Annotated in this window: 23 protein-coding genes and 3 tRNA genes; 7 read left to right on the top strand and 19 right to left on the bottom strand. The window is 68.0% G+C overall.

The annotated features are described in order from the left end of the window. Positions 1-30: 30 nt before the first annotated feature. The 12 genes from BJ992_RS04835 to BJ992_RS04780 form a co-directional block, all read right to left on the bottom strand. The gene (locus tag BJ992_RS04835; protein ID WP_184978732.1) at positions 31-1,158 is read right to left on the bottom strand and encodes a glycosyltransferase family 2 protein; all 1,128 of its coding nucleotides are present in this window, start codon (positions 1,156-1,158) and stop codon (positions 31-33) included. Positions 1,159-1,197: 39 nt separating this feature from the next. Continuing rightward, positions 1,198-1,626, bottom strand: coding sequence for a MaoC family dehydratase (locus BJ992_RS04830; RefSeq protein ID WP_184978731.1), 429 nt, complete (start codon positions 1,624-1,626; stop codon positions 1,198-1,200). Next, the gene (locus BJ992_RS04825) at positions 1,626-2,075 is read right to left on the bottom strand and encodes a MaoC family dehydratase N-terminal domain-containing protein (protein WP_184978730.1); all 450 of its coding nucleotides are present in this window, start codon (positions 2,073-2,075) and stop codon (positions 1,626-1,628) included. The genes BJ992_RS04830 and BJ992_RS04825 overlap by 1 nt, the downstream gene beginning before the upstream one ends. A 219-nt stretch (positions 2,076-2,294) precedes the next feature. After that, positions 2,295-2,459, bottom strand: coding sequence for a 50S ribosomal protein L33 (gene rpmG / locus BJ992_RS33620; RefSeq protein WP_114028158.1), 165 nt, complete (start codon positions 2,457-2,459; stop codon positions 2,295-2,297). Positions 2,460-2,541: 82 nt separating this feature from the next. Beyond that, positions 2,542-2,615: transfer RNA gene (locus BJ992_RS04815), tRNA-Met, on the bottom strand. Positions 2,616-2,691: 76 nt separating this feature from the next. Further along, positions 2,692-2,764: transfer RNA gene (locus tag BJ992_RS04810), tRNA-Thr, on the bottom strand. A 93-nt stretch (positions 2,765-2,857) separates the two neighbouring features. Next, positions 2,858-3,076 (bottom strand): transposase, encoded by a 219-nt coding sequence (locus BJ992_RS04805; protein ID WP_184978729.1) that lies wholly within the window; start codon positions 3,074-3,076, stop codon positions 2,858-2,860. A 94-nt stretch (positions 3,077-3,170) separates the two neighbouring features. Beyond that, on the bottom strand, positions 3,171-3,680 hold the full coding sequence (locus BJ992_RS04800; RefSeq protein ID WP_184978728.1) for a MarR family winged helix-turn-helix transcriptional regulator: 510 nt from the start codon (positions 3,678-3,680) through the stop codon (positions 3,171-3,173). A 51-nt stretch (positions 3,681-3,731) separates the two neighbouring features. Continuing rightward, positions 3,732-5,408 carry an MDR family MFS transporter gene (locus BJ992_RS04795; RefSeq protein WP_246496521.1) on the bottom strand — a complete coding sequence of 559 codons (1,677 nt, stop codon included), beginning with the start codon at positions 5,406-5,408 and terminating at the stop codon, positions 3,732-3,734. A gap of 198 nt (positions 5,409-5,606) precedes the next feature. After that, on the bottom strand, positions 5,607-7,049 hold the full coding sequence (locus tag BJ992_RS04790; RefSeq protein ID WP_184978727.1) for an alkaline phosphatase PhoX: 1,443 nt from the start codon (positions 7,047-7,049) through the stop codon (positions 5,607-5,609). An 86-nt stretch (positions 7,050-7,135) separates the two neighbouring features. Beyond that, positions 7,136-7,903 carry an aspartate/glutamate racemase family protein gene (locus BJ992_RS04785; protein ID WP_184978726.1) on the bottom strand — a complete coding sequence of 256 codons (768 nt, stop codon included), beginning with the start codon at positions 7,901-7,903 and terminating at the stop codon, positions 7,136-7,138. After that, positions 7,904-9,514, bottom strand: a complete 1,611-nt coding sequence (locus tag BJ992_RS04780; RefSeq protein ID WP_184978725.1) for an NCS1 family nucleobase:cation symporter-1 — start codon at positions 9,512-9,514, stop codon at positions 7,904-7,906. Positions 9,515-9,662: 148 nt separating this feature from the next. On the opposite strand from BJ992_RS04780, the gene BJ992_RS04775 reads away from it, so the two are divergent. Together BJ992_RS04775 and BJ992_RS04770 are read left to right on the top strand one after the other, a co-directional pair. Continuing rightward, positions 9,663-10,292: a helix-turn-helix domain-containing protein gene (locus BJ992_RS04775; RefSeq protein ID WP_184978724.1), complete on the top strand. Its 630-nt coding sequence runs from the start codon at positions 9,663-9,665 to the stop codon at positions 10,290-10,292. Positions 10,293-10,319: 27 nt separating this feature from the next. Beyond that, positions 10,320-11,849, top strand: a complete 1,530-nt coding sequence (locus tag BJ992_RS04770) for an alpha/beta hydrolase (RefSeq protein WP_246496520.1) — start codon at positions 10,320-10,322, stop codon at positions 11,847-11,849. Between the two features lie 55 nt (positions 11,850-11,904). Here BJ992_RS04770 and BJ992_RS04765 read toward each other — a convergent pair whose 3' ends face one another. Together BJ992_RS04765 and BJ992_RS04760 are read right to left on the bottom strand one after the other, a co-directional pair. Continuing rightward, positions 11,905-12,477 (bottom strand): GNAT family N-acetyltransferase, encoded by a 573-nt coding sequence (locus BJ992_RS04765; protein WP_343072500.1) that lies wholly within the window; start codon positions 12,475-12,477, stop codon positions 11,905-11,907. A gap of 39 nt (positions 12,478-12,516) precedes the next feature. Beyond that, a complete protein-coding gene (locus BJ992_RS04760) occupies positions 12,517-13,131 on the bottom strand; it encodes a cadmium resistance transporter (RefSeq protein ID WP_184978721.1) in 615 nt (204 codons plus the stop codon). A 110-nt stretch (positions 13,132-13,241) separates the two neighbouring features. On the opposite strand from BJ992_RS04760, the gene proS reads away from it, so the two are divergent. Beyond that, positions 13,242-14,684 carry a proline--tRNA ligase gene (gene proS, locus BJ992_RS04755; protein WP_184978720.1) on the top strand — a complete coding sequence of 481 codons (1,443 nt, stop codon included), beginning with the start codon at positions 13,242-13,244 and terminating at the stop codon, positions 14,682-14,684. Between the two features lie 26 nt (positions 14,685-14,710). On the opposite strand, the gene BJ992_RS04750 is transcribed toward proS, so the two are convergent. Beyond that, the gene (locus BJ992_RS04750; protein ID WP_184978719.1) at positions 14,711-15,103 is read right to left on the bottom strand and encodes a VOC family protein; all 393 of its coding nucleotides are present in this window, start codon (positions 15,101-15,103) and stop codon (positions 14,711-14,713) included. A 589-nt stretch (positions 15,104-15,692) separates the two neighbouring features. Between BJ992_RS04750 and BJ992_RS04745 the strand changes: the two genes are divergently transcribed. Continuing rightward, positions 15,693-16,058 (top strand): hypothetical protein, encoded by a 366-nt coding sequence (locus BJ992_RS04745; RefSeq protein WP_184978718.1) that lies wholly within the window; start codon positions 15,693-15,695, stop codon positions 16,056-16,058. 338 nt (positions 16,059-16,396) lie between these two features. On the opposite strand, the gene BJ992_RS04740 is transcribed toward BJ992_RS04745, so the two are convergent. After that, positions 16,397-16,478, bottom strand: a tRNA-Tyr gene (locus BJ992_RS04740). Positions 16,479-16,617: 139 nt separating this feature from the next. On the opposite strand from BJ992_RS04740, the gene BJ992_RS04735 reads away from it, so the two are divergent. Together BJ992_RS04735 and BJ992_RS04730 are read left to right on the top strand one after the other, a co-directional pair. Further along, complete coding sequence (locus BJ992_RS04735) at positions 16,618-17,109, top strand: YajQ family cyclic di-GMP-binding protein (RefSeq protein WP_184978717.1); 492 nt, start codon at positions 16,618-16,620, stop codon at positions 17,107-17,109. Positions 17,110-17,639: 530 nt separating this feature from the next. Then, positions 17,640-18,224 carry a dihydrofolate reductase family protein gene (locus tag BJ992_RS04730; RefSeq protein ID WP_184978716.1) on the top strand — a complete coding sequence of 195 codons (585 nt, stop codon included), beginning with the start codon at positions 17,640-17,642 and terminating at the stop codon, positions 18,222-18,224. A 195-nt stretch (positions 18,225-18,419) separates the two neighbouring features. Here BJ992_RS04730 and BJ992_RS04725 read toward each other — a convergent pair whose 3' ends face one another. Further along, entirely contained in the window at positions 18,420-18,806 is a 387-nt protein-coding gene (locus BJ992_RS04725; protein WP_184978715.1) for a hypothetical protein, read from the bottom strand. Beyond that, positions 18,803-19,081: a hypothetical protein gene (locus BJ992_RS04720; RefSeq protein ID WP_184978714.1), complete on the bottom strand. Its 279-nt coding sequence runs from the start codon at positions 19,079-19,081 to the stop codon at positions 18,803-18,805. Before BJ992_RS04720 ends, BJ992_RS04725 begins: the two co-directional genes overlap by 4 nt. A gap of 354 nt (positions 19,082-19,435) precedes the next feature. On the opposite strand from BJ992_RS04720, the gene BJ992_RS04715 reads away from it, so the two are divergent. Beyond that, the gene (locus BJ992_RS04715) at positions 19,436-20,311 is read left to right on the top strand and encodes a hypothetical protein (protein WP_184978713.1); all 876 of its coding nucleotides are present in this window, start codon (positions 19,436-19,438) and stop codon (positions 20,309-20,311) included. A 152-nt stretch (positions 20,312-20,463) separates the two neighbouring features. On the opposite strand, the gene htpX is transcribed toward BJ992_RS04715, so the two are convergent. After that, positions 20,464-21,318, bottom strand: a complete 855-nt coding sequence (htpX, locus tag BJ992_RS04710) for a zinc metalloprotease HtpX (protein ID WP_184978712.1) — start codon at positions 21,316-21,318, stop codon at positions 20,464-20,466. Positions 21,319-21,333 lie beyond the last annotated feature (15 nt).

Here is a 21,333-nt window from a genome sequence, read left to right as displayed (position 1 = left end):
TTCCCCTGCCGTGAGCACGTCCCCGCCAGCCTAGACCTCGGAACCGAGCAGGCGCCGCACCCGCTCGTCCGTGCGGGACGTCTCGCGGTCGCGGTAGGCGGGGTCGGCCTCGTCGTAGGCGCGGTGCCGTTCACGGTGGACGGGGAGATGCTCCTCGGCCGCGACCAGCTTCCCCGGCAGGCGCAGGGAGAACTCCAGGTCGCCGTGGCGGTAGTAGTGGGCCTCCTCGGGGAAGCCGCCGGCCTTCAGCGCCGCCTCGCGGCGGACCGCGATCAGGTTGCCGCGCAGCGCGCGCACCTCACCGGGGCCGGCGGCGCACCACTCCCCGTCCACGTGGTCGGCGCCTTTCCACCCGGCGGCGACCACGCCGTCGCGCAGCAGCTCGACCAGCGGCGTGACGGCGTCGCCGTCCAGCACCGTGGACGTCTCCATCACGACGTGGACCTCACCGGTGTCCAGTTCGAGGAGCTTGTCGCGTGCCGCACCCCACCCGGCGCCGCCGCCGCGCCAGTGCGGCGCCTCCGCCACGTGCCACGCGGTGATCCGGCCGGGGTGCCGTTCGGCCAGCTCGTGCAGCACGCTGCCGGCGCCGTCCATGTCGCCGAGGTCGAGCGCGATGATGCGGGCCTTGGTGTAGGACAGCACAGAGTCCACACATTTGCGCAGGTCGGACGGGTGTCCATCGACGACGAGCGCCACCGTGACCGCGTCGGACGCCACCTCGTCGTGCTGCTGTGCCCGCGCGGCGGCGGTGATCGCCTCGTCCAGCCGTGAGGCCGCCAGAGTGGAGTCCCACAGCACCTGGGACGCGATCATGTTCTCGGTGCCGACGTCCTGCTCGACCGGGTCGGTGACGTAGTCCTCCGGCCGCGTGCCGCGCGTCGGGGTCTGCGTCTTCAGCTCCACGCCGTCGCCGTCCGGGGCCTCCCCGGTGTCGTCACGATCAGCGCCGTCGTGCGCCGTGATGGACGACACCACCGGCCATACCTTGTACGGCCGGCCCGGCGTCAGTTCGTAGCCGTCCCCGCTGCCGCGGACCGTCCACCCGGCTTCCTCGATCTGCCCGCTCAGCACATCGGCGGTCGCGTCGTCGTGATCGGCCCGCGCCGCGGCCCATTGTTCCGCGAGTCCATGTACATGCTTCGGTGCCTCTGTCACCTTCGCCCCATTACCCACCAGGGCCGGAAGCATTCCAGGTCAGGCGAGCCGCACCGTGGCGCGTGCCTTGGACAGCACCCGGGAGTCACCGGAGCGCGCGGTCAGCGCGACCACCACGCGGTTGTCGTCGAGCTTCTCCTCGACGACGCCGCTCACGGTGATCACCGCGCCTTTGTCGTCGTCCGGCACCACGACCATGGACGAGAACCGCACCCCGTAGTCGAGCACCGCGCCGGGGTCCCCGGCCCAGTCGGTGACGAACCGGCCGCCCTGCGCCATCGTGAACATGCCGTGCGCGATGACGTCCGGCAGGCCGACGGCCTTGGCGTGGCGCTCGTTCCAGTGGATCGGGTTGAAGTCGCCGGACGCGCCGGCGTACATGACGAGGTCGGTGCGGCTCACGGGGTAGTCGACCGCGGGGATCTGGTGGCCGGTCTCGACCTCGTCGTACTTCACCGTCGCGGTCATCAGGCCGCCCCTCCGCGCTCGACAAGGGTGTTGTAGGTCGTGCAGACGTGCTCGCCGTCGAGGGTCGTCACGTCGCTGCGCAGGGTCAGGAACTCGTTGCGGCCGACGCTGCGGATCTCGATGACGGTGGAGGAGCACAGCAGCTCGTCACCGGCGTAGATCGGCCGGGTGTACTCGAAGCGCTGCTCGCCGTGCACCACCATGGTGAAGTCGAGCCCGAGCTCGGGGTCCTCGAGGATGTCGCCGGTGCCGGCCAGCGTGAACACGATGGGGAACGTCGGCGGGGCCACCACATCGGGGTGGCCGAGCGCACGCGCCGCCTCAGGGTCGCGGTACGCGGGGTCGCGGTCGCCGATGGCGGCCGCGAACTCCTTGATCTTGACCCGGCTGACCTCGTAGGAGCCCGGCGCCGGATAGGTGCGTCCGACGAAATCACGGTTCAACGCCATCGTGCCAGTGCCTTTCGGAGCCTTACGGGGCCTGCGGGAAGCCTTGCGTCGGAGCCGACGAGCCGACCGTAACAGAGCGACCGGCGGCACGGATCACCGGCCTGGCGCACCAGGGGACGCGACAAGCCGGCGTCTCCTGGTGGAGAACGCCGGTGGCGCATGACGACAACCGTGCCAGGCGGCGCTGAGGCCGCCCCCGCCGGGGGGAACCGCGCAGGACTATCGGGTCTCGCGGTGCGGACGGTGGCACTTGCAGTTGGGGCAGTACTTCTTCAGCTCGAGCCGGTCGGGGTCGTTACGCCGGTTCTTCCGCGTGATGTAGTTGCGGTGCTTGCACTCCTGGCAGGCCAGCGTGATCTTCGGCCTAACGTCGGTGGCAGCCACGTGGGAGTGCCTTTCTACGTTCGGGACACATGGACAACCCAGACCGAGCCGCCTCAAAAGGCAAGGTGACCCGGAAGGGTAGTAGCGGAGGCCGGACTTGAACCGGCGACACAGCGATTATGAGCCGCTTGCTCTGCCTGACTGAGCTACTCCGCCACGGGGCGGCCAGAGAATCTGCACCCGCCCAAGCGAAAAGCCCTGCCCGGAGCGGCCGGAGAGGGCGTTTACGCCGAGCCCCTTTACGGAATCGAACCGTAGACCTTCTCCTTACCATGGAGACGCTCTGCCGACTGAGCTAAAGGGGCCTGTCCCGCGCCTTGCGTCACCGCTTCGCTGGACAGGTGTAACCATACACGGACCCCGCTTCCGGCGCGAATCAGAACACCTGCGGGAGACGCTCAGGGAACCGCCTCGTGCCGCCGGCACGCGGCGCGCTCGCCGAACGGCACGGTGATCACTTCGCAGAGATCGGCGAGGTCCACGAAACGGCGCAGCTCGTCGACCGAGTAGAGATCGGCGAGGTGCGTGCCGTGACGACTGAGGCGCAGCACCTGGCCGCCGCCGCGGACGGCCACCGTGACCTCTAAACCGTCCGAACCCACCCACCGCGTCTCCATAACCGGACAGAGTATGCCGGGAGTCCGTCAAAACGCGGGACCAACACACTTCTCGGCAACACCTTCCGTACCCGCGCTTTACTCACGGCGGGTTTCACCCCGCGGTGGCCGCCGTGGCAGGCAACTGGTCGCGTTCGTAGGTCGCGGTGAGGGTGTTGAAACGCGCCAGCATGTCGGCGAGGTTGCGCACGTCGTCGCGCGGCCAGGTGGCGAGCAGCGCGTAGAACCGCTCCTGGCGGGCCGAACGCGCGCGTGCCAGCCGCTCGCGGCCCTCGTCGGTGAGCACGAGCAGGCAGACCCGTCCGTCGAGCGGATCTCCCTGCCTGCCGATCAGGCCGAGACCCTCCAGCACCTTGACCTGCCGGCTGATGGTGGCCTTGCCGACGCGGAAGTAGGCGGCGAGGTCGCTCGGCCGCGCCGGCGCGGCGTTGTCGATGCGCACCAGCAGGCTGTAGGCACCCGGCTCCAGCTCGGGGTGGACGGCGCGGCCCACCTCCGCGGAGATCGCACGGGAGCGCCGCAGGAGCACGGCGAGCTGGCCCTCCAAAGCGCAGTAGGCCTCGTACGCCTCGGCGGGGATCACCGTCTGTGCCCTGGCCGTCATGCGGCCCACCTTTCCGGGACTGCCGGGATGCCGTACGTCACATCCCGGAGATCAACGAGCGTGCTCCCGCCGAGGCGCGCGCCGCACGCCCCGGACCCCACGGGACCGCCGGGCATGCCTGCCCGGTCGCGCGGCGGCCACCACAGGCGGCTGTGCGTCGGCTCCCGCGCGGATCTGCTCGGCGTTGAGCGTCCGCAGCGGGATCTCCTTGATGAACAGAATGGCGGCCAGTGCCAGGAAAGCACATGGCGCCGCGTAGAGGAACACATCCCCCGCGCCGTGTCCGTACGCCGCCTGCACCACGGCGCGGACCGGGGCCGGAAGATCGGCCAGCCGTGGCACCGAGCCGTCGCTCACGGAGCTGGTGACGCCGAGACGGCCGAACCCCTCCTGCACGTAGGCGACGACCCGGTGGGCCAGCAGCGCGCCGAGGACCGCGACGCCGATGGCGCCGCCGAGCGTGCGGAAGAACGCCACCACGGAGCTGGCCGCGCCGAGTTCCTCGGGCCGCACCTGGTTCTGCACCGACAGCACGAGGTTCTGCATGGTCATGCCGACCCCGGCGCCGATGGCGAACATGTACACCGCCATCAGCGCGTACGGGGTGTCGTACCGCAGCGTCCCCATGAGCGCGAAGCCGGCGGACAGCAGCAGCGAGCCGCTGACGAGGAACACCTTCCAGCGTCCGGTCCTCGTGATGATCCGTCCGGCGACCGTGGAGGAGATGGCGAGACCGAGGATCATCGGCAGCGTCATCACCCCGGCCATGGTCGGCGACTCGCCTCTGGCGAGCTGGAAGTACTGGCTGAGGAACGTGGTCGCGCCGAACATCGCGACGCCGACGAAGAGGCTGGCGACGACCGCGAGGCTGATCGCGCGGTTCCGGAAGAGCCACAGCGGCACGATCGGCTCGGCGGCCCTCCGCTCGGCGAGCACGAACAGCAGGCCGAGCAGCAGCGCGCCACCGACCATGGCGCCGCTCTGCCAGGACACCCAGTCGTACTTGTTGCCCGCGAACGACACCCACACCAGCAGCAGGGACACCGAGGTCGCGATGAGCGCCGCGCCGGTCCAGTCGATCCGCACCTCGCGCCGGTACACCGGCAGGTGCAGCGTCTTCTGCAGCACGACCCAGGCGAGCACGGCGAACGGCACGCCGACGTAGAAGCACCAGCGCCAGCCGAGCCAGGGGGTGTCCACGATGACGCCGCCGATGAGCGGCCCGCCGATGGTGGCGAGCGCGAAGACCGCACCCATGTAGCCCGAGTACCTGCCGCGCTCCCTCGGCGAGATCATCACGGCCATGACGACCTGGGTGAGCGCGGTCAGCCCGCCGGCGCCGAGGCCCTGGATCACCCGGGCCGCGATGAGCATGCCGGGGTCGCGGGCCAGGCCCGCGATCGCCGAGCCGACCACGAAGATGACGAGACCGAGCTGGACGAGCACCTTCTTGCTGGTCAGGTCGGCCAGCTTGCCCCACAGCGGGGTGGAGACGGTGGTGGCGAGCAGCGTGGCGGTGATCACCCAGGTGTAGGTGGTCTCGTCGGCGTGCAGGTCGGCGATGATCGTCGGCAGCGCGTTGGCGACGACGGTGGAGGACAGGATCGCCACGAACAGGCCGAGCAGCAGTCCGGACAGTGCTTCGAGGATCTGGCGGTGCGTCATGGGGGACGCGGCGCCGGCGGCGGCCGGGGTCGCCTCCGCTCCGGCTGTGGCGGCGGTTGCCATCGAGATCCTTTCACGTCGCGGGAGCCGTGCGGAGCGCGCGTCGTCCTCGCCACCGCGGCTTGGTTGCCTTTAGGCAATATAATTGATTGCTTCAGGCAACCTTAGTAACCGGGTGGCTTATTCCCCGTGACTCCCCCGTGAACGACGAAACCGCCCCGTCCCAGGTGGGACGAGGCGGTGCCGGGTCGATCCGCGGCTTCAGTGGTCCTTGCCGCCAGGGCCGTGACCGTGGCCGTTGTCACCGTCGCCGGGCCGGCGCCAGGGACCGGTGATGGCGAACACGTAGCCAGGCGACTGGATGTTGGCGAACAGGATCTTGCCGTCCTGGCTGAACACCGGGCCGGTGAACTCGCTGTCGCTCTGCTCGTTGCGCGCCATCGGGAACGGCGTGCCGTTCTTGGTCACACCCACCAGGTGCGACACCCCCTCGCCGTCCTCGGCGAGGATGATCCCGCCGTACGGCGACACGGTGATGTTGTCCGGCCCGTCGTAGTGGGTGTCCGCCTCCGGGTCGGGGTTCACGCCGAAGATCGTCTTGAGGGTGACGGTCTCGCTCCTGGGGTCGTAGAACCACACCTGGCCGTCGTGCTCGTTGACGCTGCCGTCGGCGTTGCGCGCGTAGCTCGCCACGAAGTACGCGCCGCCGTCACCCCACCACGCACCCTCGAGCTTGCGGCTGCGGGTCACCTGGTCGTCGGTGAACTGCTTGCGCACCGAGACGGTCTTGGCGTCACGGTCCGGCACGTCCACCCACGTCACCTTGTACGTGGTGCCGGGCTGGGTCGCCAGGGACAGGTCGGGGATGTGCTTGCCACCCTTGGAGCAGCTCATCGCCTGCAGCTTGCCGGCGGTGTCGCCGCCGGGGGACAGCGCCAGCTTGCGCAGCGCACCCTTGCGGCCCTTGAAGCCCTGCGGCGGCACCCAGCGGAAGTACAGGCCGTTCGGGCCGCTCGCGTCCTCGGTGAGGTAGATGGCGTCGGTGCGCGGGTCCACCGCGACGGCCTCGTGCGAGTAGCGGCCGAGGAACTTCAGCGCCACCGGGTCCTGGTTGGCCTTCTGGTCGGACGGGTCGACCTCGAACACGTAGCCGTGGTCCTTCTGGTAGACGCCGCCGGCCTTCTGCTCGGTCTCCTCGCAGGTCAGCCAGGTCTCCCACGGCGTGACGCCACCCGCGCAGTTGTTGTGCGTGCCGGCGACGCTGACGTACTCGCGCACCCGCTTGCCGCGGTGGTCCACCACGATGTTGGTGGTGCCACCCCTGGCCCCCGGGTCGTAGGTCAGGCCGGGCAGCGGCGGCACGCCGTAAGGCTCGCTGCCACCGATCTCGTGGTTGTTGACGAGCACGAAGCCGTCACGGGACCGGAACACGCCGGTGCCGTCGGCGTCGCTCGGGGTCGGCTCGCCGGTGTCGAGCAGCGTCTTGCCGGCCTCGGCGACGATCGTGTACGAGAAGCCGCGCGGCAGCGCGAGCAGGCCGGCGGGGTCGGCGACGAGCGGGCCGTACCCCGTCACACCGTGGGCCGCGGCGGTCTGCGCGGCGGCCGGCCCCGCGATGGCCTCGAAGCTGCCTACGACGGCGATACCCAGGCTGCCGGCGGCGCCGGTGCGCAGCAGGTCGCGACGGGAGATGGAGGAGGTCATGAGCACCTGTTCCCATGTCGGGTTTTGCGTGGTTCTCGAACGACCCAAGCCGTCCCTTTTGAACATCCGTCTCCGGGAACCGGACATCAAGGTGAATGAACGGCTAATGTCCCCTCGGTCGGCACCGTGAAGCCGCTGAGCAGCCCCGTGTACCGTTTGGGCCCCGGCGGCGCGTACTCCTCGCGTGTGCTGGTGCGCAGCCCCAGGCCGACCAGCGCCTCCACCAGCTTGGTCGCCGCGGCCACCCCCTCGACCACCGGCACGCCGACCCGTACGGCGATCTCCGCCGCGAACGGCGCCATGCCGGCGCAGCCGAGCACCACCGAGTCGGCGCCGTCGGCCGCGACCGCCTCGGCGCACAGCGCGGCCACCGCCTCGCGCGCGCCGGACGCCGGGTCGTCCAGCGCCAGCACCGGGATGTCGCAGGCGTGCACCCCGCGGCACGCCTCGCCGAAGCCGTACCGGCGGGCCAGGTCCCACGCTCTGCCTGTGGTGCGCGGCAGCGTCGTGACCACGCTGAAGCCCCGTCCCACCAGCATGGCCGCGTGCATGGCGGCCTGCGCGATCCCGACCACCGGACCGGACGCGAGCTCGCGCGCCGCGTCCAGGCCGGGGTCGCCGAAGCACGCGATGACGTAGCCGTCCGCGCCGTCACGCTCGCCGGCCGCGATCTCGGTGAGCAGACCCGGCACGGCCAGCGCCTCGTCGTAGTGACTCTCGATCGACTCCGGCCCCATGTCCGGGTTGACCGCCGTCACCACGGTGGACGGCGCCGCGACCGCCCGGGCCGCGCCGCCGATGACGACGGTCATGGCCCCGGCGGTGTTGGGGTTGATCACCCTGAGGTGCGCCATTCAGGACGCCAGGGCCGTTCCGTCGGTGGCCTGCTCCACGTCGCGGTCCAGGCCGCCGATCCGCGGCGCGGCCCGCTCCAGCGCGACCAGGGCCACGAAACCGAGGCCGCAGCCGAGGAACCAGCTGTAGTCGGCGATCCACGTCAGGTCGACCGTCGTGAGCTCAAGGTCCAGCAGCAGCTTCGGCAGCAGCACCGAGGCGATGGCCGGCACACCGGCGAGCACCGTGGCCCAGACGGCGTTGGGGTTGTAGCCGCGGCTGAACCAGTAACGGCCGCCGGGGTCCATGGTGAACAGGTCGTCCACCCAGACCCGCTGCTTGCTGATCACGTAGTAGCCGGCGATCAGGATGCCGAACAGCGGGCCGATCAGCGCGCCGAGCAGACCGAGGGTGTAGTGGATGGCGTCGGGGTTGGAGTACCAGTTCCACGGCGTGAGCAGCACCGAGCCGACCGCCGCGATCATGCCGCCGGTACGCCAGCTGATGCGCTGCGGGCTGACGTTGGAGAAGTCGAAGGCCGGGGAGATGAAGTTGGCCACGATGTTGATGCCGACCGTCGCGATGACGAACGTCAGGCCGCCGAGCAGGATCGCGAACGCCGAGTCGATGCGCTGCACGGTGTGGATGGGGTCGGTGATCAGCTCGCCGAACACCGGCACGGTGGCCGACGCGGTGATCACGGTGAGCAGCGAGAAGAACAGGAAGTTCAGCGGCAGGCCGAGCAGGTTGCCGCGCTTCACCGCGCCGAACGACCGGCCGTACCGGGAGAAGTCACCGAAGTTCAGCATCGGCCCGGAGAAGTACGACACCACCAGCGCGATCGCGCTCAGCGTCACCGGGATCGACTCGGCGAAGGTCAGGCTGTCCCCCTGCGACAGGTCGAGGCTGATGTTCTGCCACCCGGCCTTGCTCACCAGGTAGATCGCGAGCACCACCATGACGACGTACACCGCGGGCCCGGCCCAGTCGATGAACCGGCGGATCGCCTCCATTCCCTTCCAGAACACCGCCGCCTGCGCCACCCACAAGATGGCGTAACAGATGTAGCCGAGCGCCGACAGGCCGAGGAAGCCGTACTGCGCGGTGTCGTTGAGCGCCGCCGTGGCCGGCCAGAACTTCAGGAAGATGATGATGAGCGACTGCGACGCCAGGTAGGTCTGCACGCCGTACCACGCGATGGCGATGGCCCCGCGCACGATCGCGGGGACGTTGGCGCCGAGCACCCCGAAGATCGCGCGGTTGATCACCGGGTACGGCACGCCGGTCACCTGGCTCGGCTTGGCGACCAGGTTGCAGAACACGTTGACGATGACGATGCCGGCGACCAGCGCGAACAGCACCTGCCAACTCGCGAGGCCGAGCGCGAACAGGCTGCCCGCGGTCACGTAGCCGCCGACGCTGTGCACGTCGGACATCCAGAACGCGAAGATGTTGTACGACGTCCACTTCTGCTCGCGCAGCGGCGCGAGGTCCTCGTTGGCGAGGCGGGGATCGTAGACGGGTTCGACCACGCCGATGCCGACCGGCATGCCGGCGGCCTCGACCAGGTCCTGGTGGCCGTGGACGGGCTCGGTGACGGAGGGGGCAGGCGACACGCCGGGTTCGGTCATGTGAGCATCCCTGGGGGGTAATGTGCCGATGGAAGGGTGCGCACCCGGGCTGTTAAGTGACCACTTAACAGTTGCCGCAAATGTATGCCTGGATGACCGGCGGTGAATTTCCCCGAGGTTAATCCCCTGTGACAATGGTGTGGAGGCCATGACCAGCCGGCAGGACCTCGAAGCGATCACCAACGAGAGCCTCGGCAGGCGGCTACGCGAGCTGCGGCTGCGGTCCGGCAAGTCCCTGCGTGCCGTCGCGCGGGAACTCGGCATCTCGGCGAGCGCGGTCTCACAGATCGAACGCGGCACGATGCGGCCGTCGGTGAGCAGGCTCATCGCGTTCGTCTCCGCGATCGGCGCACCGCTGGCCGCCGTCTTCGACACCCCCGGCGCCGCGCCGGTGCGGACCGGCGCCGCGTCCGCCGACCTCCCGCCGGACCTCCCCGCGACCGTGGCCGTCCGCCGCGCGTGCGAGATCGCGCCGATCGAACTGGCCGGCGGCGTGCTGTTCCGCAGGCTCTCCCCCGCCGCCACCCCCGACGTGGAGTTCTTCGAGTCGACCTACCCGCCGCGTGCCGTGTCCACCGCGCACGGCCGGTTCCTGAAGCACGACGGCTACGAGGTCGGCACCGTAACGGCGGGTGAGCTGACCATCGAGTTCGAGAACGAGGTCATCACCCTGGCCGCGGGCGACTCCGTCACGTTCCCCTGCAGCCGTCCCCACATCATCGGCAACCGTTCCGAGACCGTCACGGCCGTCGCCACATGGCTGATCGTGCACCGCTGAGCACCTCCGGCGGCCAAGATGGGTGTCATGAAGCTCTCCCCGGTCCGGCTCGCCGTCGCCGTCCTGATGTGCCTGCCGGTGTGCCTCACCGGCGCCGGCGCCGAAGCGGCCGTCCCCGTGGTGCGGTCGTCGCTGCTGTGGCGGAGCTGCGACGCGCCGACCCCCATCCAGGGCTCGGGGGACAGACCGGACACTCTGCGGGACGGCACTCCGTGGGAATGCGCCAAGCTGTGGGTGCCGCTGCGGTACGGCGACCCCGAGTACGGCGCCATCCAGCTGGCGCTGATCCGGGTCCAGGCCAGGCCCAAGGCCGGCCAGGCGCGCATCGGTTCGCTGGTGTTCAACTTCGGCGGCCCCGGCGGGTCAGGCGTCGCCACGCTGCCGCTCGCCGTGAACACCTTCCTGTCGCTGCACGAACGCTACGACCTGGTGAGCTTCGACCCGCGCGGCGTCGGCGAGAGCGCCGGCGTGAGCTGCCTGTCCGACAAGGCGTACGACGAACTGCTGACCCTCGACGCCACGCCGGACGACGACACCGAGCGGCGAGCCCTGTCCGCCGGCACGCGCACCTTCATCGCCGCCTGCGAGGACAACTCCGCGCGCGTGCTGCCGTACGTCGGCACCGAGAACGCCGCGCGTGACATGGACCTGCTGCGCCAGGCACTCGGGGAACGCACGCTGTACTACTACGGCGCCTCGTACGGCACCGAGCTCGGCGGCGTGTACGCGCACCTGTTCCCCGAGAACGTCGGCCGCATGGTCTTCGACGCCGTCGTCGACCCCGAGTCCGACACCGTGGGCCACTCACTGGGCCAGGCCAAAGGCTTCCAGCTCGCGCTCGGCAACTTCCTCAAGGACTGCGCGAGACGAAGCGGCTGCGCGACCGGCCGCGACCCGGCCCAAGGCGCCGCGCGCATCGCGTCCCTGCTGAAACGACTCGACGACCGGCCGCTGCGCACCTCGTCCGGCCGCCTGCTCACCCAGAGCCACGCCACCTTCGGCATCGCGTCCGCGCTGTACTCCAAGGAGTCCTGGACGTACCTGGACCGCGGCCTCGGCACCGCCTTCGACGGGAACGGCGACATCCTGCTGCTGTTCGCCGACGCGCTCAACGGCCGCGACCAGCGGGGCCGCTACAACAACCTCCAGCCCGCCAACACCGCCATCAACTGCGCCGACACCTCCGACCGCTACACCGAGGCCGACGTACGACGCGAACTCCCCGCCTTCCGCAAGGCCTCCCCCGTCTTCGGCGAATTCCTCGCCTGGTCCATCCTCCAGTGCACCGACTGGCCCGTCACCGGCCGCACCAAGTCGGTGGACGTGAGCGCCGCCGGCGCCTCCCCCATCCTGATCGTCGGCAACACCGGCGACCCCGCCACCCCGTACGAGGGAGCCCACCGCATGGCCACCCGCCTCGGCTCCGGTGTAGGCGTCGAACTCATCGTCAAAGGCGAAGGCCACGGCGCCTACGGCTCCGACACCTGCGCCACCCAGAAGATCGACACCTACCTCCTGACCGGCAAAACCCCCCCGAACCGCACGGTCTGCGGCTGAGAGCCCTCACCACGACACCGGCGACCACCACCGCACCCCACCCCAAGCCGCGGCCTCACCGCACCGGCAGCGTGGGGTGCGGCTCCCCGGCCACCCCCTCCACCATCCCGCTGGTGATGGCCCACCGCTCATGATCACGCCAAGCCCCGTCGATGAACAACAACTCCGGCGCGAGCCCTTCGTACCGAAACCCGTGCCGCCGCACCAACCGGATCGAATCATGATTCCCCGGCTGTATCTGCGCCTCCAGCCGATGCAGCCGCAACTCCTCGAACGCGTACCGCAGCACCAACCCCAGCCCTTCCGACATGTACCCCCGCCCCGCGGAAGGCGCGAACGCCGCATAAGCCAGTGACCCGTTCTGGAACCGTCCACGGATAATGCTGTTGATACTGATGTGCCCCGCGATGACCCCCGTCTCCCGCACACAGACCAGCAGCCCCTCCGCCGCCAGCGGATCAGCGAACCGTCCAAGATAGAACCGGAAATCCTCCCCCGTGACCGGCAACGACATCCACGGATGATGCGACCCGGCACTCACCCGGGCCAGCCGCACGAACTCCTCCTCATCCCCCACCCCGACCCGCCGCAGAACCACCCGCGCCGTCCCCGCACCGTCATTCACCACAAACCGCAACCTACCCCGCATACCCGACGCTCCCGTACCTCAAAGAAGACCGATCAGGTGCCCCACCACCTCGGACTCGACCACGATCACCACACCGATCACGACGAACACGACCGGCACAAGCCAGTGTCCGTACCGCTCCACGAACCCGATGACCTTCTTATGAGATCCCAGCCAGAACCCGGCCAGGCACCACAGCGCGACCAGCACCGCGAACACCGCGACAGTGATCAGGGTCGAGCTCACCCCGATGGCCCGGAACATCGGCGTGTACACCGAAAGATTGTCCGCTCCATTGGCAACCGTGACACCGGCCACGGACAACACCCCACCGGCCACGACCGCGTCCGGCCCATCCTCAGAACCTCTCGAACGCACGGTCCTGACCACCCCCCGCACCCCCAACGCGAAAGGCACCAACCCGAGCAGCCCGACCCACTGATCCGGGACCACGGTCAGCCCGAGAGCCGCGACCACCGACACCCCCACCAAGGCCGCGATACCGACATACTGCCCGCCGACGATCTGCCAGACCCGAGGCCTCCCGACGGCCCGCGCCGACAGGAACAGCACCGTCAGCACGATGATGTCGTCCACATTGGTCCCGGCGAAAACCACCCCCGCCGCCCCGACCGTCCCGATTTCACCACCCATACGCGATCAGCATAAACGGCGTCCACGGCATCTGTTTCCCCGCGACCCCCGGCACTCGGCGCAGAGAAAATGACCCGCTCCGACCTGGCCAGGACCGCTAACCTCACCACATGGAGCGGAACGAACGCGGTGTCACTCCTCAGGGTGAGGATTTCTCGGCGTGGTACAACGAGCTGGTCGTCAAGGCTCAGCTCGTGGACAGAGGACCCGCCAAGGGCACCATGGTCATCCGACCGTACGGCTATCGCCTCTGGGAGCTGATCCAGGCCGATCTCGACCGCCGCATCAAGGACACCGGCCACGAGAACGCGTACTTCCCCCTGTTGATCCCGGAAAGCTACCTCCGACGTGAAGCGGACCACGTCGAAGGATTCGCACCCGAACTGGCGGTCGTCACCCACGCCGGCGGCAAGGAGCTGGAGGAACCGCTGATCGTCCGGCCCACGTCGGAGACGATCATCGGCGAGATGATGGCGAAGTGGATATCGTCCCACCGCGATCTACCCCTCCTGCTCAACCAGTGGGCCAATGTCGTGCGCTGGGAACTACGTCCCCGCATGTTCCTGCGCACCACCGAGTTCCTCTGGCAGGAAGGCCACACCGCGCACACCGACGAGACCGACGCGATGCGCGAGACGATGCTGGCCCTCGACATCTACACACAGGTGGCGCGAGACATCGCCGCCATCCCGGTCCTCCCCGGTGAGAAAACCCCCGGAGAACGCTTCGCCGGCGCGGCCCGCACCTTCACCATCGAAGGCATGATGCGGGACGGCAAAGCCCTCCAGGCCGGCACCTCCCACTACATGGGCACCAACTTCGCCAAGGCCTTCGACATCCGCTACACCTCCGGAGCCGGCCGGCTCGAACTCTGCCACACCACCTCATGGGGCATGTCCACAAGAATGATCGGCGGGGTCATCATGACCCACGGCGACGACAAGGGCCTCGTCCTCCCCCCGAGACTCGCCCCCCACCAGGTCGTGATCATCCCGATAGGCCGCGGCGACCAAGGCGAGCAGACCAGGACAGCCGCACACGAACTGGCCGCACGCCTCAAATCCGCCACCGTCCGCTGCCACGTGGACGACCGCGCACAACTCTCCCCCGGCTTCCGCTTCAACGACTGGGAACTACGCGGCGTCCCCATCCGCCTGGAACTAGGCCCCCGCGACCTCCAGTCCGGCACCGCCGTAATGGCGAAAAGACTCGGCGACGAGCCCAAACAAAACATCCCCCTCTCCTCCGCACCGACCCTCATCCCCAACATCCTGGAAGACTTCCAAACCTTCCTCCTCACCCGCGCCACCCGATTCCGCGACACCCACACCACACCCACCGACACCTGGCCCCATTTCACTGAAGCCGTCTCCACAGGCTGGGCCCTGGCCCTCCACTGCGGCAAACCCACCTGCGAAAACGACATCAAAACCACAACCGCCGCCACCCCCCGCTGCATCCCCCTGGAGGCCCCGCCGGAAACCGGCCGCTGCATCCACTGCGACGAACCATCCGCGTACGGCAAGCGCGTCATCTTCGGCCGCGCGTATTGACAGCGACCCGACATGCACCACTCGCCTCACGCCGGACCGAGCAGATCCCACCGGTTACCAGCGATATCCAGAAAAACCGCAACCCGGCCATATGGCTCCGTACGCGGCGACGTCACGAAGACGATCCCCGAGTCGACCATCCGTTCGTACGCCACCTCGAAGTCCTCCACGCGCAGAAAGAACCCGACCCGACCGGCCACCTGGTCCCCGACCGCTGCAGCCTGCCGCTCGCCATCGGCACGAGCCAGCAGAACGCCGGTCGCGGCACCAGGTGGCCGTACGACCACCCAACGCTTGGACCGTCCGTCGTTGGTCAGCGAGGCCGAATCCTCCACCAGCTCGAACCCCAGCGACTCGGTGAAGAACTCGATGGCCGGGTCGTACTCGGTGACGACAATGGTGAAAAGGTCGATCCGCATCCCCGTAGCGTAGGCACCACGTCCCCCGCCAATGAGCACCACGCGCATGCACGGTGCTCATACCCCGTCGCACCGCGCTCCGTCCCACTCATCAGGCGGATGGCTCCCGACGAGGTCGGCAGTCCTGCGTCTCCGTAGGGCGATCAAGGAAAGTCTTTTCCCATTCGCAGATACCTCGTCGGACAATTCGGTCAAACCGTATACAACACTTGACTCCCGGCCTAGCGCGATCATTTTCAGCTTTCCATGGGGCATGCCTGTTATCAAACTTAGACTTGCCCTTGCATACTCCTATGCTCCATAGTTAAGCGATATGGATACAGCCAACTGGGCTGCGCTCGTAATATCCATTGCGGGTGTGGTCTCTGGCATTGCTGGCGCATATGCCAATCAGCCGCGACCCAAGATGGCACTTTTCGCAGTCTGCGGGGTGCTCATTCTTCTGGGTCTCGCAATCGCCCTAAGGGCAGCACCGCCAAACGATCCCACTGCCGAGACGACTCCGGCCGCACCACAGTCCTCCGCCACGAGCCAACCAGTTCCTAGCTCACCAACCGCTCCCACCGGCACAGCCGATGGACCGCCCCTCGTGTTCGACGACGAGGTGCTTCTGAATGCCGTTGACCTGGATAAGGGCGAGCCAGCCATCGTTCAATACGACGCACCCGGCATCGACATCTACGCCGCCCCGGGCTCTATCAAGTCAGCCAAGAAGGCAGTGTCTGCAACCTGGGATTCGGATGATTCGGTCACCTACACCCGATGTCGAGACCAAATAATGCGCCTAGGGGAACTGTGGAAATCTTACACTATCGACGCGAGCGATCCAGACCTGTCTTTCTGCATACGAACCGAAAAGGGACAAATCGCCTTCGTCTCGCTCATAGAAAAGATTGACGACAAGTACCTGGTGAAGATCAAATTGTGGAGAACGAGCTCCTCCACACAGGGTTGACGGCCCATCTCCATAGCCGCCCCAGGTCGCCGAGTGGGCCGGGCACAGCGTGGACATCCTCTTGAAGGTCCACGCCAAGTGCATCCACGGACAGCAGGGGGAAGCTATGCGCCGCATCCTGGACGCGACGACCCCATAGGTTCACCCCGTCGAGAGAGGATGAACCGGGGAGCCACAGAAGTTCTCCTCCACCGCACACCGCACACCGCACCCAGCGGCCGGCCGCCGAGGTCGTCCCGCGAGCGAGAGCGCTACGGGTCAAGGTCGGCCGCAACCGGACACAACAAGAACGGCCCTTGACCGCGTTTACGCTGGTCAAGGGCCGTTTCTGCTTGGTGTGGCAGGTCCAGGGTTCGAACCTGGGTAGGCTGAGCCGACGGTTTTACAGACCGCTCCCTTTGGCCACTCGGGCAACCTGCCTTGGGGTGTCTCCTTGCGGGGACAGGTAGAAGAATAGCGGACTTCGAGGGTGGCTGTGACAACCGGCGGGGTGGTGGGCTGCACAGGGGGGTGGGTTGGTCGCTAGGGTCGAGGTCGGAGTAGAGAGGACACCTGTTGTATGGCCGACAGTAGCTTCGATGTGGTTAGCAAGATCGACCGTCAGGAGGTCGACAACGCGTTGAACCAGACGGTCAGGGAGGTGGGGCATCGGTTCGACTTCAAGGGGACGGGGGCTTCGATCGGGTGGTCGGGGCAGACGGACATTGAGATCAAGGCGAACAGTGAGGAGCGGGCCAGTGCTGTGCTTGATGTCTTCCGGGAGAAGATCATCAAGCGGGGGCTGTCGCTGAAGGTGCTGGATCCTGGGGAGCCCAAGTTGTCGGGGAAGGAGTACCGGCTGGTTGTGGGGCTCAAGGAGGGGATCGACCAGGAGCACGCCAAGAAGATCTCGAAGATCATCCGGGATGAGGGGCCCAAGGGGGTCAAGGCTCAGATCCAGGGGGATGAGCTGCGGGTCAGCTCCAAGAAGAAGGACGAGTTGCAGGATGTGATCGCCTTGCTCAAGGGCAAGGATTTGGACATCGCTCTGCAGTTCACGAACTATCGGTAGGTGTCGGGGGGTGGGTTCTTCGGAGCCTGCCGCCTGACGGTGGAGGTGGCGGTCGCCGCCTGACGGTGGAGGTGGCGGTCGCCGGGTGGCCGGTCAGCAGGGAGGAGTCCCTGGGTGGCCGGCCAACCGGGGCGGGTTGTGGGTCGGGTGGGGACGGGGCTTGGGGGGACGCCGGCCTGTGAGCTGTTTCGGTGGAGTTCCCGGTCCGGAGGTTCGGGGGGTTCTCTGGGGGGTGTTAGGGGGGGTCGGTGGGGTGTGCGTGTGGGTGGCCGGGATGGGTTCGGGAGGGTTGGAGGACGGGGGGTTTGGAGGGTGATGTGTATTGCGGGTGGCGGTTTTGCTGGTCGGGGGGTGGGCTCGGAGGGTGGGCTCTTGGTGGTGGGGGTTTGGGGAGATGAGTGAGTGGAGGCTTTTACTCCTCTTTTGGGGGATTTGTAAGTCTGGGAAGTGAGCAATTCTGCGTGTGTACAGCTTCTTCTGCTTGGGAGCACGATTTCCGGGTGGCACGGACAGCACGCTGAGGAGGCGTAGTGAGGAAGCTGACGTTGACCGCGTTCATGTCGTTGGACGGGGTTGTGCAGGGGCCGGGGACGGCCGTGGAGGACACCAGTGGGGGGTTCGACAGAGGCGGGTGGCTGATGCCGTTCGCTGACGCGGACATGGACGAGATCGTCAACGAGTGGTTTCTGCAGGCGGACGACTTCTTGTTCGGACGGCGGACCTACGAGATCTTCGCGTCGCACTGGCCCAACGTGATCGACGAGGACAATCCGGTACCTACGCGGCTGAACAAGCTGCCGAAGTATGTCGTTTCGACCACTCTCACTTCGTTGGAGTGGAGCAACTCGTACCTCATCTCGCGGGATGTCCCCGAGGAGGTGGCGCGACTCAAGGCTCAGCCGGGGAACGAGCTGCAGGTGCACGGGAGCGGGGTGCTGGCGCGGACGCTGATCGAGCACGGGCTGGTGGACGAGTACCGGCTGTGGACGTTCCCGATCTTCCTCGGGACGGGGAAGAGGATGTTCGAGAACGGGGCCGTGCCGCGGACGCTGAAGCTGGTGGACGGCAGGACGACCAGCACCGGTGCGATGGTGCACACCTACGTGCCGGCGTAGGCGTGGGCTGAGGATCAGGTCGTGCTGTGCCCCGCGTCACCGCGCGGGGCACAGGCGATCGGGTCGAGCACGCGGGACCCTCCACGCCGGCGCGGTGACGGACACCTCGCGTGTCGGCGTGGAGGCGGCGTTGGAGCCGGCCGCGCCTTCTCCGTTTCCGCGTAGGGCTCACGGACGGTGGCGGCGGGGGTGGGGTCAGGTTATGGGGTCGATCATTATGTGGGGGTCCAGTAGGGACAGGTGGTCGCCTCGGTCGGTGAGCACGGGCCAGTGGGTCTGGCGTGCGCACCAGACGACGTGGCCGGCCACCACGTCGTTGGAGCCGTCCAGGAGCTCGCCGATGTCGGGGGCCTTGCCGGCGGTGAGGTCGTCGATGGTGACGCCGGGGCCCATGATGAGGTCGAAGAGTTCGGCCTGGGTGTCCAAGGGGGCTATCGAGTACACGGCGGCCAGTGCGGACGAGGGTACGCAGAGGCCGCCTCCCCGGTAGAGGCACATGGCGACGATGTGACGTGAGTAGCGAGTCTTGGCGACGGCTATGTCGACCAGTGCGCTCACGTCCAGGACGCGTCCGGGGATCATGACACCCGGGTCCGGGGGACGGGGGGACGGACCGCCTGTGACCACTCCTCGTCGGTCAGCGGTTCCACGTTCAGTGCGGCGGCGGCTGCGGCGAGGTCCTCGCGGTCGAGGCTCCAGCGGGACATGAGGGTGATGGCGGCCTGTCTGCCGTCGATATGGCGTTGTACGGCGCTGCGGATGACGTCCTCGACCCTGCGGCCCTCCAGATGGGCCTGGCGCATGAGGGCTTCGGTCTGGACGTCGTTCAGACGGATGCTGAAAGATGAGTGCCCCATGTCCGTGACGGTAGACGCATATCCGCGCGGCGGCATCCCCCTGGTGGTACAAGGTTGAACTTTTGTGGTCACCCGCGTCACTTGTGCGCCACCGGGAAGCACTTTCCTCCGTGCATGATCAGCCGCTTAGCTGACGCTGAATTGTGACCCAACCATCCGGGTTTGTCAGGCATCTATTGATGTGACGAAAGGAGCGCCATGAAGCGTGCGCGTACGCTCGCCTTGCTCGCGGTGGCAACCGCGGCGACGGTGAGCATGACAACGGGTCCTGTGGAGGCGAGGACGGGAGCCGCCTCCACGGCCACGGTGTCGAAGAGTGGGAAAACCGTACGTTATGCCTGGTTGCATTCGTGTGTGAAAGGTGACTTCACCCGGCCGTGCGGAGGGTGGAAGCTGACGCTGAGCAACGGGAAGACCGTCACGCTCGCCGACGCGGCCGTGCACCCGCGGCTGGCGGACGGCAAGGTGGACAAGTTCAGCAACGCTCCCTTAGGGATCAGTGGGGACGGCGGACGGGTCGTGTACTTCCGTAAGTCGGACCGCAGGCTGGTGTGGCGGAACGTCGCGGGTGGCCCGGCGCGGGCCCTGCCGGGCAAGGCCGCGAAGGTGCCGAAGGGCCTCGGGATGGCGGACGTCTCGATCAAGCTGTCCCGTGACGGGGACCGGGTCGCGATCGACTACGCGGACGCCGGCGGATCCCTGCCGTCGCTGCTGGTCGACCTGCGAGGTGGGGGGACGGCCAAGCTGCCGGGGGCGGAGGTCGTGCAGGGGTTCAGCCCGGACGGCTCGCATGTGCTCACCGGCGGTCTGACCGAGGACAACACGACCGAGCTCACTGTGTACGACACCGAGGGGAACGCCGGGGAGAGCCGGGTCGTGCCACAGGTGGTGTCCAACAACGTGCCGATCGCGCTGGCGGACGACCAGGTGACGGTGGGGCTGGTGATCACCTCGCTGACCAAGGGCCGGTCGACGCTGCGGCAGTACGACCTGTCGACGGACGCGGTGTCGCCGGCGTTCGACCTCAAGGTGCCGATCAACGAGACGCCGTACCGGCTGGACTGGGACGAGAACGGGAAGATGGTCGTCTGGGGGGTCCGGGTCAACGCCTCGGGGTTCGCGGACCGGGCCACGGCGCGCCGGGTCGATCCGTCGACCGGAGAGCTGACCAAGGTCGACTCGTTCCCGATGAAGCCTGATGTGTGGACGTGGTGGCTGCCTGGCGAGTGAGTGACTGATCGTCGTCGGACTTCGGGTCCCGTGCCTCGGGTGGGGTGCGGGACCTTTTCCTGTGTGGGACGTGGCGGCTGCTGCCGGCGCGTGAGTGATCGCCGCTTTCGAGGTCCGTGCCTTGGGGCGGGACTTCTCGTGCCGGCCGGCGGTCAGCGGGGGTAGCCGGCCAGGCGTTCCAGGTGGGCCACGCGGGCTGAGGTGGGGGGGTGGGTGGCGAACAGGCGGGAGATGCCGGCGCCTCGGAAGGGGTTGGCGATCATCAGGTGGGAGGCGCTGGCCAGGCGGCTGCTTTCGGGGAGAGGGGTCGTGCGCGTACCCATCTCGATCTTGCGGAGGGCCGAGGCCAGGCCGAGAGGATCTCCGGTGAGGCGCGCGGCGGACTCGTCGGCCTGGTACTCGCGGGAGCGCGAGATGGCCATCTGGATCATGGCGGCGGCCACAGGACCCAGGACGATCATGAGGAGGCCGCCGAGGAAGCCGGGACCCTCCTCGTCGTCGGAGGAACCGCCGAAGAAGACGGCGATGTAGCTGCAGTACGTGATGATCGTGGCGAGGGCCGCGGCCACCGAGGAGATGAGGATGTCGCGGTTGTACACGTGGGACAGCTCATGGGCCACGACGCCGCGCAGCTCGCGTTCGTTCAGGATGCTCAGGATGCCGTACGTCATGCAGATCGAGGCGCGCCGGGGGTCGCGGCCGGTGGCGAAGGCGTTGGGCTGCATGGTCGGGGAGACGTACAGGCGGGGCATCGGCTGGCGAGCGTCGGTGGAGAGCTCGCGGACGATGCGGTACAGGGTGGGTTGCTCGACCTCGCTCACGGGCCTGGCCCGCATGGCGGACAGGGCTATGCGGTCGGAGAAGAAGTAGGCGGCGCCGTTGGCGAGCAGGGCCAGGAGCACGGCGAGCTGAAGGCCGGAGCCGCCACCGAGCCAGGCGCCGACGACGAGGATCAAGGTGGAGAGGGCACCGAGGAGGACGGCGGTGCGCAGCCCGTTGTGGTGCACGGTTCCTCCCCTCCG

Origin of the sequence: Sphaerisporangium rubeum (genome assembly GCF_014207705.1) — a bacterium.
Classification (GTDB): Bacteria; Actinomycetota; Actinomycetes; order Streptosporangiales; family Streptosporangiaceae; genus Sphaerisporangium; species Sphaerisporangium rubeum.
Note: the sequence above shows the minus strand (reverse complement) of the source record. Positions and strands in the feature narration are given on the sequence as shown.